Annotated in this window: 19 protein-coding genes; 1 reads left to right on the plus strand and 18 read right to left on the minus strand. The window is 63.0% G+C overall.

Features of this window, described 5'->3' with window-relative positions:
• Nucleotides 1-12: 12 nt before the first annotated feature.
• The 9 genes from ftsH to ybgC form a co-directional block, all read right to left on the minus strand.
• Entirely contained in the window at nt 13-1,941 is a 1,929-nt protein-coding gene (gene ftsH, locus NKK51_RS18925) for an ATP-dependent zinc metalloprotease FtsH (RefSeq protein WP_023811859.1), read from the minus strand.
• Nucleotides 1,942-2,066: 125 nt separating this feature from the next.
• Nucleotides 2,067-3,461: a tRNA lysidine(34) synthetase TilS gene (tilS, locus tag NKK51_RS18930; protein ID WP_352554246.1), complete on the minus strand. Its 1,395-nt coding sequence runs from the start codon at nt 3,459-3,461 to the stop codon at nt 2,067-2,069.
• A 56-nt stretch (nt 3,462-3,517) separates the two neighbouring features.
• The gene (gene ybgF, locus NKK51_RS18935; RefSeq protein ID WP_352554247.1) at nt 3,518-4,612 is read right to left on the minus strand and encodes a tol-pal system protein YbgF; all 1,095 of its coding nucleotides are present in this window, start codon (nt 4,610-4,612) and stop codon (nt 3,518-3,520) included.
• Between the two features lie 225 nt (nt 4,613-4,837).
• On the minus strand, nt 4,838-5,344 hold the full coding sequence (gene pal, locus NKK51_RS18940; RefSeq protein ID WP_013529149.1) for a peptidoglycan-associated lipoprotein Pal: 507 nt from the start codon (nt 5,342-5,344) through the stop codon (nt 4,838-4,840).
• A 250-nt stretch (nt 5,345-5,594) separates the two neighbouring features.
• Nucleotides 5,595-6,878 carry a Tol-Pal system beta propeller repeat protein TolB gene (gene tolB / locus NKK51_RS18945; RefSeq protein WP_494516601.1) on the minus strand — a complete coding sequence of 428 codons (1,284 nt, stop codon included), beginning with the start codon at nt 6,876-6,878 and terminating at the stop codon, nt 5,595-5,597.
• Between the two features lie 70 nt (nt 6,879-6,948).
• Entirely contained in the window at nt 6,949-8,106 is a 1,158-nt protein-coding gene (tolA, locus tag NKK51_RS18950) for a cell envelope integrity protein TolA (RefSeq protein WP_352440960.1), read from the minus strand.
• A 7-nt stretch (nt 8,107-8,113) separates the two neighbouring features.
• Nucleotides 8,114-8,566 (minus strand): protein TolR, encoded by a 453-nt coding sequence (gene tolR, locus NKK51_RS18955; RefSeq protein ID WP_023811855.1) that lies wholly within the window; start codon nt 8,564-8,566, stop codon nt 8,114-8,116.
• A gap of 10 nt (nt 8,567-8,576) precedes the next feature.
• On the minus strand, nt 8,577-9,287 hold the full coding sequence (tolQ, locus tag NKK51_RS18960; protein ID WP_023811854.1) for a protein TolQ: 711 nt from the start codon (nt 9,285-9,287) through the stop codon (nt 8,577-8,579).
• A 397-nt stretch (nt 9,288-9,684) separates the two neighbouring features.
• The gene (gene ybgC, locus NKK51_RS18965) at nt 9,685-10,155 is read right to left on the minus strand and encodes a tol-pal system-associated acyl-CoA thioesterase (protein ID WP_352554248.1); all 471 of its coding nucleotides are present in this window, start codon (nt 10,153-10,155) and stop codon (nt 9,685-9,687) included.
• A 57-nt stretch (nt 10,156-10,212) separates the two neighbouring features.
• Here ybgC and NKK51_RS18970 point away from each other — a divergent pair, with 57 nt between their 5' ends.
• Nucleotides 10,213-11,463: a glycoside hydrolase family 5 protein gene (locus tag NKK51_RS18970; RefSeq protein WP_352554249.1), complete on the plus strand. Its 1,251-nt coding sequence runs from the start codon at nt 10,213-10,215 to the stop codon at nt 11,461-11,463.
• Between the two features lie 26 nt (nt 11,464-11,489).
• Here the strand turns inward: NKK51_RS18970 and ruvB are convergent, their stop codons facing one another.
• The 9 genes from ruvB to NKK51_RS19015 all read right to left on the minus strand — a co-directional run bounded on the left by ruvB (nt 11,490) and on the right by NKK51_RS19015 (nt 16,548).
• Complete coding sequence (gene ruvB / locus NKK51_RS18975; RefSeq protein ID WP_023811851.1) at nt 11,490-12,527, minus strand: Holliday junction branch migration DNA helicase RuvB; 1,038 nt, start codon at nt 12,525-12,527, stop codon at nt 11,490-11,492.
• Entirely contained in the window at nt 12,524-12,928 is a 405-nt protein-coding gene (locus NKK51_RS18980) for a type II toxin-antitoxin system VapC family toxin (protein WP_127296186.1), read from the minus strand. Before NKK51_RS18980 ends, ruvB begins: the two co-directional genes overlap by 4 nt.
• Nucleotides 12,925-13,209, minus strand: coding sequence for an AbrB/MazE/SpoVT family DNA-binding domain-containing protein (locus tag NKK51_RS18985; protein WP_023811849.1), 285 nt, complete (start codon nt 13,207-13,209; stop codon nt 12,925-12,927). Before NKK51_RS18985 ends, NKK51_RS18980 begins: the two co-directional genes overlap by 4 nt.
• Nucleotides 13,210-13,277: 68 nt before the next feature.
• Nucleotides 13,278-13,898: a Holliday junction branch migration protein RuvA gene (gene ruvA / locus NKK51_RS18990; protein WP_352554250.1), complete on the minus strand. Its 621-nt coding sequence runs from the start codon at nt 13,896-13,898 to the stop codon at nt 13,278-13,280.
• A gap of 27 nt (nt 13,899-13,925) precedes the next feature.
• Nucleotides 13,926-14,345: a type II toxin-antitoxin system VapC family toxin gene (locus NKK51_RS18995; RefSeq protein ID WP_128305342.1), complete on the minus strand. Its 420-nt coding sequence runs from the start codon at nt 14,343-14,345 to the stop codon at nt 13,926-13,928.
• Nucleotides 14,323-14,592 (minus strand): AbrB/MazE/SpoVT family DNA-binding domain-containing protein, encoded by a 270-nt coding sequence (locus tag NKK51_RS19000; RefSeq protein WP_128305341.1) that lies wholly within the window; start codon nt 14,590-14,592, stop codon nt 14,323-14,325. The genes NKK51_RS18995 and NKK51_RS19000 overlap by 23 nt, the downstream gene beginning before the upstream one ends.
• Before the next feature lie 56 nt (nt 14,593-14,648).
• Nucleotides 14,649-15,158: a crossover junction endodeoxyribonuclease RuvC gene (ruvC, locus tag NKK51_RS19005; RefSeq protein WP_352554251.1), complete on the minus strand. Its 510-nt coding sequence runs from the start codon at nt 15,156-15,158 to the stop codon at nt 14,649-14,651.
• 76 nt (nt 15,159-15,234) lie between these two features.
• Nucleotides 15,235-15,768: a protease adaptor protein RcdA gene (gene rcdA / locus NKK51_RS19010; protein WP_352554252.1), complete on the minus strand. Its 534-nt coding sequence runs from the start codon at nt 15,766-15,768 to the stop codon at nt 15,235-15,237.
• A gap of 399 nt (nt 15,769-16,167) precedes the next feature.
• Nucleotides 16,168-16,548: a hypothetical protein gene (locus tag NKK51_RS19015; protein ID WP_352554253.1), complete on the minus strand. Its 381-nt coding sequence runs from the start codon at nt 16,546-16,548 to the stop codon at nt 16,168-16,170.
• Nucleotides 16,549-16,707 lie beyond the last annotated feature (159 nt).

The following is a 16,707-nucleotide window of genomic DNA, read 5'->3' on the forward strand; positions in this document are numbered from 1 at the left end:
CAGTGGTCAAGCTCAGCTCGATGGCTGCGGTTCCATGCCGCCTTCGGGCTCCGGCCCCTTCTTGCGGCGGCCGCCGGACTTCGGCACGGCAGAGCCACGGCTCGGCGGCGTGTCGTCGCCAAGGTCGCGCGCTGGCTTGTGGCCGGCGATCAACTGCTTGATCTCCTCGCCGGACAGCGTCTCGTATTCCAGCAGGCCCTGCGCCAGCGCGATCCATTCCTTCTTCTTCTTGGTCAGGATGGACTTCGCCGATGAGTAGGCCTCGTCGATCAGGCGGCGCACTTCGGCGTCGATGATCTGCGCCGTTTCTTCCGACACGTTCTGCGTGCGCGCCACCGAGTGGCCGAGGAACACTTCTTCCTGGTTGTCGCCATAAGCGACATGGCCGAGCTTGTCGGAAAAGCCCCAGCGTGTGACCATGGCGCGCGCCAGTTTGGTCGCCTGCTCGATATCCGAAGAGGCACCCGAGGTGATGTTTTCCTTGCCGAACTTGAACTCCTCGGCGACACGGCCGCCCATCATGATGGCGAGCCGCGAGATCATGTATTTGTAGCTCATCGAATAACGGTCGCCTTCGGGCAACTGCATGACCATGCCGAGCGCGCGACCGCGTGGGATGATCGTGGCCTTGTGCAGCGGATCGGCCGACGGCACGTTCAGCGCGAGAATGGCGTGGCCTGCCTCGTGGTAGGCGGTCAGCTCCTTCTCGGCCTGCGTCATGGCCGACGAGCGGCGCTCGGCGCCCATCATGATCTTGTCCTTGGCGTCCTCGAATTCGGCCATGGTGACGAGGCGCTTGTTGCGCCGTGCCGCCATCAGCGCGGATTCGTTGACGAGGTTCATCAGGTCAGCGCCGGAAAAGCCCGGCGTACCGCGCGCGATCACCTTGAGGTCGACATTGGGCGCCAGCGGCACGTTGCGCACATGCACCTTGAGGATCTTCTCGCGGCCGACGATGTCGGGGTTCGGCACCACGACCTGGCGGTCGAAGCGGCCTGGCCTGAGCAGTGCCGGATCGAGCACGTCGGGCCGGTTGGTGGCAGCGATCAGGATGATGCTTTCGTTGGACTCGAAGCCGTCCATCTCGACCAGGAGCTGGTTCAGCGTCTGCTCGCGTTCGTCATTGCCGCCGCCGAGGCCGGCGCCGCGATGACGGCCGACAGCGTCGATTTCGTCGATGAAGATGATGCAGGGCGCGTTCTTCTTGGCCTGGTCGAACATGTCGCGGACGCGGCTTGCACCGACGCCGACGAACATCTCGACGAAGTCAGAACCGGAAATGGTGAAGAACGGCACATTGGCTTCGCCGGCAACCGAGCGGGCGAGCAGCGTCTTGCCGGTTCCCGGAGGGCCGACAAGCAGCACGCCGCGCGGAATCTTGCCGCCGAGCCGCTGGAATTTCTGCGGATCGCGCAGGAACTCGACGATCTCTTCCAGATCTTCCTTGGCTTCGTCGACGCCGGCAACGTCCTGGAAGGTGACGCGGCCATGCGCTTCGGTGAGCAGCTTGGCCTTCGACTTGCCGAAGCCCATGGCGCGACCGGAGCCGGACTGCATCTGGCGCATGAAGAATATCCAGACGCCGAGGATGAGGATCATCGGCAGCCACGAGATCAGATAGCCGAACAGCGAATTGGAACCGTCTGTTTCAGGCCGCGCATTGATGGTGACGTTCTTGTCCTGCAGCCGCGAGACCAGCGAAGGATCGCCGGGCGAATAGGTCTGGAAGCCGCTGGCATTGTCGGTGTAGGTGCCGCTGATACGGGCGCCCGCGATGGTCACCGTCTTGACCCGGCCCGCCGCGACATCCTGCAGGAACTGCGAATAAGGCACATCGCTGGAGGCCCCTCGCGTCTGCGGCGTCTGAAACAGATTGAACAGGGCTATGAGCAGGACCGCTATGATCGCCCAGAGCGCGAGGTTGCGATAGTTCGGATTCATCAATTGTCCCGTTGGCGTCCGCGGGGCGGACACGCGTCATGAGAGGAAACTTGCGCCTAACATAGGGAGAGCGTCCCCCCTTGCCAAGCAGAACAGCACGTCTGGGTTAAGCTTTCGCGCAACCATCAGCCGGCACTGTGGCCGCTGAAAGGCAAGGGCGGCACCGGGGCCGCGCCAATCAGCCCGGCCACGGCCCGCGCCGGCGCCAGGTCGAAGGACGGCAGGAAGCGGGCAAAGGGCGCAACGACCGGCCGCACTTCAACCGCCATTGGCGCCCGGCTATCCCCCGACAAATCAAGGCATTCACCGGCCTGCCACAACGCCGGCTCGGCGGCGAGCGCGGCGCGCATCAGGCTCGGCGGGGTTTTTCCATCGCCCTTCGCCAGCCGCTTCGCCGCTGCTGCGCCGAACGGGGCAATCAACAATGCGCTGCTGCTGTCGTTCAATGTGATGCGCCGGCGGCCATCCCAGACGGTGCCGTCCGTGATGGCAGCGGCGGAGGGCAGGCCGCGCGCCTCGCGGCGCAGGAAGATGCCGGAGCGCCGGGAATCCACAACCGTCCGCGACAATGTGGCGCAAAGAAATCCAGCCCTCAGCCGACCGAACAGAGCCTCGCTGCGGGCCTGATCCGGCAGGAAGGCAATTCCGCCGGTCATGGCCAGCAGGATACGCAACGCATAGACGGCCGCTCGCTCGTCACCTGTGTTCAGCAAAAGCGGATCAAGACGAATGAGCCCGCAGGACAGCCGGGTCGCGAAATCGCCGATCAAACTTGCGGCGGCGAGGCCGAGTTGACTGCGCGCGCGGCCCTCATGCGCGGCCAACGCCAGTGCATCGCCGATGCGCTGTGCACCGTTGCCGTCGGCAAGGGCTGCCCGCATGCGCGGCCGCTCGAAAGCCTCGTCGGCATTGGTCGGGTCGTCGGCCCAGCCGACATTCTCACGCCGCAGGACATCTCGCAGCGCCGCGCGCCGCAACCCGAGAAGTGGCCGAACGATCCACTCGCGCCAGTCATACAAGGTGGCCGGCGCCATGCCGGCAAGTCCCCGGCCTGCCATTTCGGCATGGCCTTGGCCCTCGTCCCGCGCCAATCCTTCTGCGCGCGCTTGCCGCATCAGCACCGTCTCCGCCTGGTCATCGGCGGTATGGCCGGTGAGGATCATGCCGACGCCTTCGGCTTGTGCCGCTTCGGACAGCAGCCGGTAGCGCGCCTCGCGAGCGGCGGCGGGCAGGCCGGTCGATGGCTTGGGGCCCGACCATGTCAGGATGCGGTGTGAAATTCCGAGTCTGGCGCACAGCTTCGCCACTGCTTGCGCTTCCGCAGCCGAACCGGACCGCAAACCGTGGTCGATCGTCACCGCCAGCAGCTTGGTTGCCGGCGCCGTACGGTCGAGATGGTGTCTGAGAAGAAGGAGCAGGGCGGTCGAGTCGCTGCCGCCGGACACGGCCGCAACAGCGCCGCTGGTAAAATCGATATGCGAAAAAGGGTTAGACGAAAGGTCCGGCTCGGTGTCGAGCATAATGCATGTCGCCCAAAGTGATCCCGGTTTCAGGACAACGACATGTAGGACAAGGATCAGCAGGCAGCCAGAGCCTTCTCCTGCTTGACGCGTTCCTTGAGCGCGCTGGAAATATCGGGGTAGCGCTTGCCGACCTCGCTGAAAGTGGCGCAGGCAACGTCGTGCTGCTTGAGGCCGACCAGCGACACGCCGAGCTTCAGCAACATGTCGGGAGCTTTCTTGGCCTTGGGGTAGTCCTTGCTGGCGGCAAGGAACGTCTCGGCCGCGTCGCGGTATTTCTGCTGGCCGAGCAATGACTCGCCCAACCAGTAATGCGCGTCCGCCGCCTTCGCATCCCTGGGGAAGCGGGCGATGTGGTCGCGAAAACCCTGCTCGGCGGTGCCGTAGTCGCCCGAGAGGATGAACTGGTATGAGTTGCGGTAAAGCTCCTCCGGGTTGTTGGTGGCGGGCAACGCCGCGACTACCGTGTCGGACTTGCCGGCCTTGGGCGCCGCCCCGGCGACTGGCGCGGTGTCCTGCGCCGGCGCGGTCGATTGTGTGTTGCCGCCGGCATCGATGACATTGCCATTCTTGTCGACGGTGATGGTGCCGAAATTCTTTTCCGGCGCTCCCGTACCGGGAATAACCTTGCCGGGGTCGCCGTCGGGAGATTCGACGATGACGTCCTCGACCGTCTTGCCGCCTGCCGATTGATCGTTGGCGGGCGCGGCGCCGGCTCCAGCCGGCGCCCGGATTGCCGGGGCCGCCGCCACGTCGTTGTCGGTGCCGGTGGTGGCGTCCGATTTCTTCTGCGCCGGCGGCTGCCCGCCTTGCGTGCCGCCACCTTCCAGCTGCTGGAAGCGGAATTCATTATCTTCCTGCTGCTTGCGAATCTGCTCCTGCATCTGCAGGACCTGGAAATTGAGTTCCTCGATCTTGCCGTTCATCTGCCGCAGCTGCTCTTCCAGGCTGGTGACAGCGGCAGGATCGGACTGCACCAGCTGAACCTGGTCCGGTTTCTTCTTTTGACCAAAAAAGCCCGGCAATTCGATACTGGGAAGATGGAAGGTAAAGCCGCTGTCGGTTGATTGCCCTGTGCCACTAGCCAAGGCGGTGACGCCTGATAGGAGCAGCAGCGCAAGCGTGCCGCTCAGAACCGATCTCAAATGCATGTGCCTCTCGCAGTGATTTCGTTAGCTTGTTCGCGCCTTCCAATCAGAATGGGACCAGCCAAGCGCCCTCGGCTCATAGCAGGAGCCGAGACTTCGGCCAAATTTTGTTTCGAGCATCCGGATATGAAAAAGGCGGCCCCAGTGCCGCCTTTCGCGCAGGTATGTTGCATTTTTACCGCTAGACGGCCGCGCGTTCTTTGACGCGCCGGTCGGCTGCGTGATGCCTCAGGAGCCAGCACCGCTGAGCGTGGTGACCGCGCGGCGATTCTGCGACCAGCAGGAGATGTCGTCGCAAACCGCGACCGGACGTTCCTTGCCGTAGGAAATGGTCTTGAGACGGCTGGCCGAGACGCCCTTGGCGACAAGGAAGTCACGGGTGGCGGCGGCGCGGCGGGCGCCGAGCGCCAGATTGTATTCGCGCGTTCCGCGTTCGTCGGCATGGCCTTCGACGACGATGGCATACTGCTTGTACTGATTCAGCCACTGCGCCTGGCGCGAGAGCGTCGTCTGCGCGTCGGCACGGATCGAGGTCGAGTCCGTATCGAAGAAGATGCGGTCGCCAATGTTGACGGTGAAGTCCTGCGCCGAGCCGGGCGTCGCCGCGCCGGCGCCGTTGAGGCCAAGATCGGCCGCGTTGTTCGGCGTCTTCTTCGAGGCGCAACCGGCGATGGCGAGCATCGCCACCAGCGCGATCATGACCGGGTTTCTGGTAAGTGCTGCGATACGGCCCATGCCGCCTCTCCTTCGTATTTCGAGTGATCTACTTTGAGTGATTTCGTTGATCACCCAGTAACCACGTTTGGGTTAACCGGCATTCAAGAAACACGGTTAAATTTTGGTTTAAGCTGCCCGTCCGCAGCCGTTTCGGCCTGAAGCCACAGTTCACGCGGACCCTAGGCGTAAATACGGCCAAAAGGCGGCCAAGGCATGGAAAAGGGGCCGAAACGGCCCCTTCTCAGCATGTGTGGCAATTCAGCCGAACCTATTCGAGCAGCGGCGACCAGGCCGGGTCCGAAGCGAAGTTCGCCGTTGGGATCGATTGCTCGTTGCGTCCGGTCAGATCGACCGAAACCAGTTTGGGGCCACCGGCGGAATCGCGGAAGAACATCAGCACGCGGCCGTTCGGCGCCCAGGTCGGTCCCTCCTGCTGGAAGCCGGAGGACAGGATGCGCTCTCCCGAGCCGTCGGTCTTCATGACGCCGATCTGGAATTCGCCGCCGGTCTGCTTGGTGAAGGCGATGAGGTCGCCGCGCGGCGACCATACCGGTGTCGAATAGACGCCGTCGCCAAAGGAGATGCGGGTCTGACCAGAGCCGTCGGCGCCCATCACGTAGATCTGTGCGCGGCCGCCACGGTCGGAGGTGAACACCACCTTGCTGCCGTCGGGCGAATAGGACGGCGAGGTGTCGATGGCGGTCGAATTGGTCAGCCGCGTCGTCGAACGGCTGCGCAGGTCCATAGCGAAGATGTTGGAATTGCCGTCGTCGCGCAGCAAGCTCATGATCACCTTCTGGCCGTCGGGCGAAAAGCGCGGCGCAAAGGTCATGCCGGGGAAATTGCCGACCAGTTCGCGCTGCCCCGTTTCGATCTGCAGCAGGTAGACCCGCGGCTGGCCGCTCTCATACGACATGTAGGTGATTTCCTGCCGGTTCGGCGAGAAACGCGGCGTCAGCACGATCGACCTGCCGTCCGAGAGATAGCGCACATTGGCGCCGTCCTGGTCCATGATCGCGAGGCGCTTCTTGCGCGCATTCTTGGCGCCGGATTCGTCGATGAAGACGACGCGGGTGTCGAAATAGCCTTTTTCGCCGGTCAGCCGCTCATAGATGGCGTCGGCGATGATGTGGGCGACACGCCGCTGATTGGCGTCGTTGGCGAAGAACTGCTCGCCGGCCATCTGCTGGCCGGCAAAGGTATCCCACAACCGGTACTGGGCGCGGATGCGGCCGTCGGCTTCTTTGCTGACGCTGCCGGTGACCAGCGCCTGCGCGTTGATCACCTTCCAGTCGTCGAAGCGCGGCGCTGCATCGGGGTTGGTGATCTTCTCGATAAAGGCGCTCTTGTCGATCGGAGCGAACAGACCCGAACGCTTCAAATCGGCGGTGACGATCTGCGAAATCTGCGCCCCAAGCGCGTCGCCGCCCTGGAAATCTGTGATGGCGATCGGCAGCGGCTCGACGTTGCCCTTGTTGACGTTGAGCTCGACGAGCGCCAGCGCCGGCAACGTGCCTGCCGCGGTCATGCCCATCGCCATTGCTGCGACCATCAGGAGCGGCTTGAGGATTGATTTCATGTCTTCTCGCTTCTCGTACTGATTTTCGGATACGCGGGCCGCCTTAGAGGCCCAGCATCTCCCTTGGATCGAAGGTGACGCGGACGTCGGCCCAGATGTCCTGCTTGCCGGCGGGAACTTGCAGGCCGGTGACATCGCATTTTTGCACCGCACGAACGGCACTTTCGTCGAACTGGCGATTTCCGCTCGACTTTTCGACCGCCGGGCGCCCGTCCAGCTTGCCGGAACCATCCAGGTTGAACCGCACCACGACGACGAAGTTCTCGGAACCTTCCAGGCCCGCGGGAAGGGTCCAGCAGCCGCCAAGCTGGCTTTCCAGGGCGCCCATTTCGGACCTGGAAAGCTTCTGGCCCTGATCCTTGTCGCCGCCGAGCGATGCCTGCTGGGTCGAGCGCTTGGCGCCGCCGCCGGATGGCTTCTGCTTGTCGAGCAGCGCGGAGATCTCGTCGGCGTTGAATTGCTTGTCATCGGACTTCGGCTTCGACGACGCTTCCTTGACCGGCTTGTCGGCGTTCTTGCGCTCCGGCGCCTTGGCGCTTTCGGCCTGCGCCGGCTGCGGCTTCGGCCGTGCCTCCGGCGCGGGCGCCGAGTCGGGCAACTGCGTCGCCTCGGCGGGGGGCTCCTGCGCTATGGCTTCGGCGACGGCGTCGGGCTTGACCTCGGGCGTCGGATCGATGGCGGCGGTCTTGTCCTGCGGCGGCGGGGTTGGCGCCGGCTTGGCCGGTGTCGGCTTGGGGTCGGGCTGCTTGACCGGCTCGGGCTTGACCTCTTCCTTGGGCGTCGGCGCCGGCGCCACTTCCGTTGCCGGGGTGGGCTTGGGCTTCTCCTGCGGCTTCGGCACGTCCTCGGGCTTCGGCTTTTCGATCGGGGTCGGCGCGGGCGGCGGAGCCGAGGTCATGTCGACGGGCTTGGGCTTGGCTTCCGGCGTTATCGGCTTGTCCGTGTCGACGCTGTTCTCGCCCACCTTCTGCGCATCCGGAACGATGTCCGGGCGCTGCGTCGGCACGGGTGCCGGCTTTTCATGCATCACGGCCTTCTTGTCGCCCTGCAACGTCTGCGCGATGGCTTCCATCGGCACGATATCGACCGCGACCGACTCGACGTCGGACGACGGAAGCGCGGCCGGCGCCGTCAGCGTGAACAGGCCGAAGGTCAGCGCCGCCGTATGCAAGATCACCGATGTGGTGAGGCCGGTCTTCATCGCGCGTCTATTGGTCCTGTTCCTGCAGTGAAACCAGCCCGATGTTCTTGTAGCCAGCGGCCGAAATGCGGGCCATCACCTTCATCGCCGTGCCATAGTCGGTGGACTTGTCGCCGCGGATGAAGATGCGCTCCTCATAGCCGGTCTTCGAGATCGCCTGCAGCTTGGCTACCAGCTCCTCGATCGGGATCTCGGTTTCCTGGAGATAGATCTGGCCGGCGGCGTTGATCGAGACGGTGATCGGCTGCGTGTCGGCATTCATCGCCTTGGCCTGCGTATCCGGCAGGTCGATCGGCACGCCGACCGTCAGCATTGGTGCGGCGACCATGAAGATGATCAGCAGCACCAGCATCACGTCGACCATCGGCGTGACGTTGATCTCGGACATCAGTGCATGGTGACGGCCGCGCCGCCTGTGGCCGCGTCCGCCGCGTCCTCCCATGCCCATGGACATACCCATCTGCTACTCCTCAGGCCTTGGGGGCCACTTTTTCATCGATTTGGCGCGAGAGTATGGCGGAGAACTCGTCGGAGAACCCTTCCATGCGCACGGCTATCTTGCTCGCGTCGGACGACAGCTTGTTGTAGGCGATGACGGCCGGAATGGCGGCGAGCAGGCCGATGGCCGTCGCCAGCAACGCTTCGGCAATGCCGGGCGCAACCACCGCGAGACTGGTGTTCTTGGAGCCGGCGATCGCCTGGAACGAGGTCATGATGCCGATGACGGTGCCGAACAGGCCGATGAAGGGTGCCGCCGAGCCGGTGGTGGCGAGGAAACCGAGGCGGCCTTCCAGCTTTTCCATCTCGCGGGTCAGCGCCAGGTCCATCGCCTTGTCGATGCGGGTCTGCAGGCCGAGCGGCGTTTTGGCGCCCTTCTCGAAACTCTTCTTCCACTCGCGCATGGCGGCGACGAAAATGGCGCCCATGCCGGTGGTCTTGCGGTCGGCGAGCGTGCGGTAGAGCTCCTCCAGCGACTGCCCCGACCAGAACACCTGTTCGAACCGGTTGAGCGCCAGCCGCATGCGGGCATAGGAAACCAGCTTGTCGACGATGATCGCCCAGGTCCAGACCGAGGCGCAGAGCAGGCCGATCATGACCAGCTTGACCACCCAACTGGCCGAAACGAACAGCGACCAAACCGACAATTGCGCGCCCGGGTCGGCGAGTGCGATATTTTCCATCGTTACGTCCTTAAGATTTTCCGGGCGAAGCTGGCGGCTGGCCCCTGGCATCCTTGTGGTCGGTTCGCATGAAGCTACCGGAACAACCCCCCAACTGTGCCGTTATCGGCCTTTTCGGGGCAAATATTGGTGAAAGGAAGGCGTTCGATAACGCCAATCTTCACCAATCTCTTCATGAACCGTTATGGTTAAGGATGGGTTAGTATATAAGGCGCGGCGCATTGCCACGCCCCGCGGCAAGGCCATCAATTCAATGGCTGCGCCTAGGGTGTGCTGAGATTCAGGTCAGGCCGAGCCGAAAACGGTAGATTCCGAGAACCGGAGCGGAGCGTACTTTTCGTACGCGAGCACCGGAAGCGCAGGAAGCTGCTGTTTGCAGGCCGGCATCACCTGAATATCAGCGCACCCTCGGCATGAACGCCGCCAGCCATTCCTTGGGAAAACGCCTTGGGCGGCCATTCTCGCCGATGATCGCCGCCTCGACCTTGGCCTCGACCAGCACCTCGTCGCCGCGCTTGAGCTGCTGCGCCATGAAGATGCGCGCGCCGGAAATCTCCTCGGTGCGGGTGTCGACCGTCAGGATGTCGTCGATACGGGCGGGGCCGCGAAAGTCGATCTCCATGCGGCGCACCACCCAGACTATTCTTTCGCCATGCTTGCCGTCGGCAAGCTCGGTGTGGTGCACGCCGGTCAGCCGGAGATAGTCGGAGCGGCCGCGTTCGAAGAATTCGAGATAGCGCGCATGGTAGACGACGCCGGAGAAATCCGTGTCGGCATAATAGACCCGCGCCATCAGCCGGTGGCCGAACGCCGTCAGCGCACCGGAAAGCCCAGCCAGCAGCGTCGCCGATTCACCATGATCGCCCATTGCGCTTCCTTTTTCAGCCCCGACGAGGCACCTGTTTCCCGCGTGGCACAGCATCGGATGGCACTGTTGACGGCGATGATCAAGACCTTGATGGCGGCGCTGCTTGTGCTCGCGGCCTTGGCGTGGCCCAGCCAGGCGGCGAGCTTTTCGATGAAGCGCGGCCTCAATCTCGACCAATGGGTCACATGGCCCGGCGAAGACCAATGGGGCGACGCCAAGGCCATCCTGCCCTATCCGGAGTGGCGCAAATTCCTTGGAGAGAACGATCTCAAGGCACTGAAGGATGCCGGCCTCGATTTCCTGCGCATGCCGGTCGACCCTTCGCCTTTCCTGTCCGACCAGACCGTGGCCTTGCGTGACGACCTCTATGCCAGCGTGCTGGACTCCGTGCGCATGATCAACCGCGCCGGACTGAAAGTCGTCGTCGACATGCACCTGATCCCGGCCGGCGGCAGCCGCAAGATCGGCATGGCGCAAGTGATGGAAGACCCGCGGACCTTCGACGCCTATCTCGAGATGGTGCGCAAGATGGCCCGCACGCTGGCCGGCGAAGATCCCAGACAAGTGGCTCTCGAGCCGATGAACGAACCGATCGTCGACTGCGACAGCGACGGCACCAGCCTGTGGCCGGACCGCCAGCGCAAACTGTTCGCGGCAGCGCGATCCTCGGCCACCAAGCTAACCTTGATCCTGACTGGTGCCTGCTATTCCGCTGCGAACTCGCTGGAAAAGATCGACCCGAAAACAATACCGGACGACAACGTCATCTGGACCTTCCATTCCTACGATCCGTTCCTGCTCACCCATCAGGGCGCAACCTGGGCCGGCGACTTCATCCCCTATGTGACTGGCCTGCCCTATCCGCTGAGCGCGGTGCCCAAGGCACAGCTCGACGTGACGCTCGACACCATCCGCGCCAGGATCAAGGCCGAGGCGCCATGGACGCGGCAGAGCGGCCTGCTTGCCTATCTCGACGAACAGGTCGCCAGCATGGACAGCCCCGACAAACTGCTCGGCTTGATGGATGCGCCGTTCAAAAAGGTCGAGGCATGGGCGAAGGCCAACCGCGTCAAGCCGGAAGACATCACGCTGGGCGAGTTCGGCATGATCCGCCAGGAATATGGCAACGCCTATGTGATGCCCGCCGAGTACCGGGCCGTCTATGTCAGGGACATGATCGGGCGTGCCGAAGCACATGGCTTCTCATGGTCGGTGTGGAGCTATGGCGGTGCCTTCGGCATCGTCGACGCCTTCAACGGCGACAAGGCCGAGCCGGATGTAATGGACGTGGTCCGCGGGCTGCGTTGATCGCTCACGGGCGGCGCGCTGGAAAATTACTCTTCCTGGAACAGGTTGATCTGCTGCTGCGCCAGATCCTTCGGCGCGTCGAGGCCGAGATGGCGCCAGGCATTGGCCGTCAGCATGCGGCCGCGCGGCGTGCGCTGGATGAAGCCCTGCTGGATCAGGTAGGGCTCGATGATGTCTTCGATGGCGTCGCGCGGCTCGGATAGGCCGGCGGCGATCGTCTCGATGCCGACCGGCCCGCCGCCGAAATTGCGCGCGATCATGCTGAGGTACCGCCGGTCGAGCGCGTCGAGGCCGAGCGCATCGACCTCCAGCCGAGTGAGCGCCTCGTCGGCGATCTTGCGGTCGACATGGCCGTCGCCGGCCACCGAGGCGAAATCGCGCACACGGCGTAAGAGCCGGCCGGCGATGCGTGGCGTGCCGCGCGCACGCCGCGCGATCTCCAGCGCACCGTCGTCGCCAAGCGGCATTTGCAGGATGCGCGCGCCGCGCCGCACGATCTGCTCCAGCTCCTCGACCGTGTAGAAATTGAGCCGTACCGGAATGCCGAAACGGTCGCGCAGCGGATTGGTGAGCAGGCCGAGCCGCGTGGTGGCGGCGACGAGCGTGAAGCGGGCAAGGTCGATCTTGACCGAACGCGCCGCCGGTCCTTCGCCGATGATCAGGTCGAGCTGGAAATCCTCCATCGCCGGATAGAGGATCTCCTCCACCGCCGGGCTCAGCCGATGGATCTCGTCGATGAACAGCACGTCGCCTTCCTCGAGATTGGTCAGCAGCGCGGCAAGATCGCCGGCCTTGGCGATGACCGGGCCGGAGGTCGAGCGGAAATTGACGCCGAGCTCACGCGCCATGATCTGCGCCAGCGTCGTCTTGCCCAGACCGGGTGGCCCGACGAACAGTACGTGGTCGAGTGCCTCGTTGCGGCCTTTGGCGGCCTCGATGAACACTTTGAGATTGGCCCGCACCGCCGCCTGGCCGACGAAATCGTCGAGCGTCTGCGGCCGCAAGGTCTGCTCGGCATCCTCGCCGCGTTTTTCCGGCGCAATCAGGCGGGGCGACAGGCTCATGCGAGCAGTTCCATACTGGCAATGGACTTGGCGGCCCGCTGATCGAACGTGACTGTATGCGAGCAACCCAGATTTCGATTGTGCTCGGCGATCAGCGCATCGGCAAAATCTACCTGCGGCAAATTTGATCTTTCGAGCGCAATCACGATGGCATCGAAATCTTCGAACAACAGTGTCTTGACCTTCAACAGTCTCTGGATTGCCGCCTGCATCTGCTCTTTCGGTAGTCTGTAGCGCGAAATCAACGACCAGCTGAATTCCACCAGCACGATCAAGCTGACGAAGCCGGGAGCATCGTCGCTGAGGCCTTCGCCGAATGCGAGGGCTTTCGCCCGTTGCTCTGCATCGTCGTTCAGCACCATTCGAAGCAGAACGTTCGTATCAATGCCGATCGACGTCACTCGTCGCCCTCTCGTCCGCCTTGCGATCCGTCTCCGACAACATGCCTACCAACTGCATCCCGCACCGCGAGGTCGATTTCCTCCAGTGACGCCGGACCGCCGGGCGGATCGCCCAGAAATCCGGCGAGGTCCGCAAAGTCGAGATTGCGCGGCGTTCCAATCAGGTAGCCATCCATGACCGTCCAGGCGATCATGTCACCCGTTTTGAGTGATAGCGCATCCCGGACATCTTTTGGAATTGTAAGCTGACCCTTCGAGGTCAGACTGGCGTAAGCACCCATTTTCTTACTTTCTAAGAAATTTCCTACCAATCATATGATAGTTGGAATTTTCTTTTCCAACAACCATATCACCGCGCCAGTTCCTTCAGCCCGAAACGGATCAGCTTCGGCGCATCGGCATCCTCGCCCGCCGTCTTCAGCGCCGCCGCCACCGCATTGGCGGCGGTGTCGCGTGAATAGCCGAGATTGACCAGCGCCGAGACCGCGTCGGTGATCGGCGCCGGAGCCACGCCGTCGCCGAGCTCCTGTTTCAGGCCGATGGTGCCCGAGGCGGTGCCGGCATAGGCCGGCGCCTTGTTCTTCAATTCGGTGACGATGCGCTCGGCCACTTTCTTGCCGACGCCGGGCGCGCGCGAAACCATGGCGATGTCGCGCAGCGCAATGGCGTTGGCGAGATCCGCCGGCGCCAGCGTCGACAGGATGGCCAGCGCCACCTTGGCGCCGACGCCCGGCACATTGTTCATCAGCAACCGGAACCACTCGCGCTCGAGCTGCGACTGGAAGCCGTAGAGGCGCAGCATGTCCTCGCGCACATAGGTCTCGATGAACAGCACCACCGCTTCGCCGGGCGAAGGCAGCGCGGCCAGCGTGCGCGCCGAGCAATAGGCGACATAGCCGACGCCATGGATATCGACGAGACAATGGTCCTCGTCGACCTCGTCGAGCGTACCCTTGAGCTTGCCGATCATGCCAGACCTTTCATGGAAGATGGGCTCTCATGGGTGCGTCTCAGGAGAGATGATGTCGAGCTCCGGGAAGTAACTGCGGTAACGTGCGGCGTCGCGGGTCAAAAGACGATGTCCAGCGACGGTCGCGTGAGCGCCGATAAAGAAATCGGGCAAGGTTCTTTCCCTGATGCCCCCGGCCCGGCGATAGCGGGAATGCGTGACGCCCGCAAGGAATGCCGCGTCCCAAGGTACAAGTTCGCGATCCATCTCAAGCATGTCGACTGCTTTTCGAAGCGCCGTTTCCGTCACTATCAGTGGCGCGAGTTCGGACCAAATGATGGTGTTGACCACCAAGGCTCCATCACGGCGGCAGGAAGCAATCGCCGACGCCGACCATGTTGTCAGCGGTCCGGCCGGTCCCCAGACGTCGATCAGGACATTTGTGTCAATCAACGTCGAGATCTTCACGCGGCCCCCTCAACCACTCCATGTACTGATCGGTGGTCATGCCTCCCAGATCCAACGTCCCCTCCATCCGGTCGAGGACATCGCTGAACCTGCGCAATTTCTCTTCCTGGGAGAGGTTCTCCTTGACGGCAACCAGCCGAACGCCCTCGTCGGTGGCCACGAACTCCACTTCGGAGCCCGGGGCGATGCCCAGACGGTCCCTTATCGGCTTGGGGATTGTAACTTGCCCCTTGGTGGTCACGCGCATGGTAATACCTCTGCGGTATTACTTATCCCTGCAACGTGAACAAGTCAAGAACATAGCTAGCCGGCCAGCGCCATCCTGTAGGTCACGCTTTGCCGATGATGCGCGTGGCAGATGGCAATGGCCAGTGCGTCGGCGGCATGTTCGGTGTCGAAGACGGCTTTTGGCAACAGCACCTTCACCATCATGTGGATCTGCTTCTTGTCGCCATGACCGACGCCGATCACCGCCTTCTTGACGGCGTTGGGCGCATATTCGGCAACGACAAGCCCGGCACGCGCCGGCACCAGCATGGCGATGCCACGTGCCTGGCCGAGCTTCAGCGTCGCCACGGCGTCCTTGTTGACGAAGGTCTGTTCGACCGCCGCCTCGTGCGGCATCGCGCTGTGCAGGATATCCGCCAGCCCGTCATGCAGCTGGCACAGCCGCGTTGCCAGCGCCGCCTTGTCGTCGGACTTCACAGTGCCTGAAGCAATAAAGCGCAGCGAATTGCCGAGGCTTTCGACGATGCCCCAGCCGGTGCGCCGAAGCCCCGGATCGATACCGATGATGCGAATCGCTTCCGCCATTTGCCGACTTTACCTCCGGCCCACAGCGATGCCAGCGAAATGTGAACAAACCGGAAACAGAAAGACAGACCGAGGTCTAACCCCGAGCGAAAGCCGTGTTGAGCAGGCTGATCTGGTCGGAAACCGGATTGAGGCGGCGAGCCATCGGTTGCATGTCGATCAAGGCGCCCGAGCCATAGATCTCGTCGTCCATGCGGCGCACCAGTGCTTGCAGGCGCAGCGAGCGGGTGACGAGGTCGAGGAAATCCTCGGGCAGCTCGGCCCAGCCGGTGGCTTCGTCATGGGCGGAAGCGGTGTCGAGGCGCACCTTGGACTTTTCCGACGCGACCTGGTCGCGGGTCATCTCGCCGGAATTGGCGGCGCGCTGCAAAAGCAGCCAGGACGCAACCTGCATCAGCCTGGTGGTCAGCCGCATCGATTCGGCCGCATAGAGCGTGGCGCCCAGCCGCGACAGTTTCTTTGCCTCGGCCCGGCCCTTGCCGTCGAGATATTCGGCGGCCTGTTCGACCAGGCCCATGCCTTCCTGGTAAAGCGGCTTGAAGGATTGCGAGAAAACCCGGCGCTCCGCCAGCTTGACGGTTTTCGCACTGCCCTTCGAAGGCTCGTTCATTGATACGCCCCTGCACTTGCAACCGGCCGATTCGGCTCCCTGCCGATACACCCGGAACCCTATCTGACTGAAGCTTGAAAATGCGCTTCGTCACTGGCGAAGGCAAGCACATGTTTAACAGAAGGTTAACGGCGAGCCGCCATTGGGCGGCCCCCGCCGAGATGCGGACAAAAAGGGAAATGAAGACAAAAAAAAGAGCCGCGGATAAGGCGGCTCTCAGGAGTTTAACAGGGAGGCGTCAAACAAAGTGGCTCCAACCACTCGGTAAGAATCCAGATCACTGGATGAACATAGTAAACACCTGTAAAGCTTAATGAAGCCTTAACGGCGCGGATGTTTTTTGACCGAACGCCGCCATACTGTGCCGTAACAGCACAGCATCTCCTACGTCAGGCTAGCTCAGGCTGTCCTCCAGACGGCGGGCAAGGCGATGAAGGCAAACAACAGCATGGCCGCGTAGAAGCCCATCGAGGAGGCCGCCACCAGCGGTTCGATCGCGGCATTGCCGGCAAGCAGGAAATAGAGGCCGATCAGCAGGCCGATACCGCTGATTGCGGTCAGCCAGAAATGAACGGTAGCGAGCGTCTTCTGCCCGATTGCCGGAAAAAAATGGTAGAAGAAGGCGAAGACCGCCGACATCAGCCATCCGGCCACCATCGTGTGGGCGTGGGTCGGCATCTGTCCGTGATCCTGGCTGATCGCCATGTACAGGCCGAGCGCCATGCCGCACAGCGAATAGATGATGGCCAGCGTGAAGAAATTCCGTGCTATCCCTTGCATAATGGTCCCCCGAATTGCCTTTTCCCGTTTGCGGGAATGGGTTGATCGTCAGGCGATTGTTGTCGCCACCGGGCTCCCGGCACTGGCGCACTAGCATCGGCAGCGTATCCGGACGATGTCGCGCCAACCCCTCCCGACATCCGTATATTAGCAGAAAAT

It is taken from the genome of Mesorhizobium sp. M0011 (genome assembly GCF_040324155.1).
In the GTDB taxonomy this organism is placed as follows: Bacteria; Pseudomonadota; Alphaproteobacteria; order Rhizobiales; family Rhizobiaceae; genus Mesorhizobium.